This is a genomic window from Runella sp. R0.1_18 (assembly GCF_057652155.1).
This window is the reverse complement of record NZ_JBYFCK010000105.1, coordinates 1-416: the sequence shown is the minus strand read 5'-3', so window position 1 is coordinate 416 and position 416 is coordinate 1. Positions and strand designations below refer to the sequence as shown.

Genomic DNA, 416 nt, shown 5'->3' with positions numbered 1-416 from the left:
TCAAATGAGTTAATGCAGTCTTTCTTCGCAACTGAAAAAACTGAATTAACTTATCATAGATTGGGAAGATTAATTAATTTCATCGATGATCGAAAATACAAGGGTGAAAAAGCAGAAAATTTCTTCAAAAAATACATCCAGCCAACAAATTACCAGAAAGAAGAAATTAACTTAAACTCAGAAAGTAGTCTGCTTTTCTTTACCTCATATTTACCTGACTATGTTTTGGCAAGGGTACGAGAGTCAAAAGACAGTAGCTTGTACCAAAAAATTGGCCATTATGCCTATCTTTTAAAATATGTATCTAGCCACTATGATGGAGAAAAACGTTCTTATACAATTGCCAGAAATTTACATCTTATAGCCTCTAACGCCAGGCGCTACCTCTCGCTTACTCATTATCCATCAATAGATTC

At 33.9% G+C, this 416-nt stretch carries 1 protein-coding gene; it reads left to right on the top strand.

Translation table 11 applies throughout. The features are described from left to right. A partial coding sequence (locus tag AC23P2_RS31270) for a hypothetical protein (protein WP_487776815.1) occupies positions 1-416 on the top strand: 416 nt, incomplete at both ends.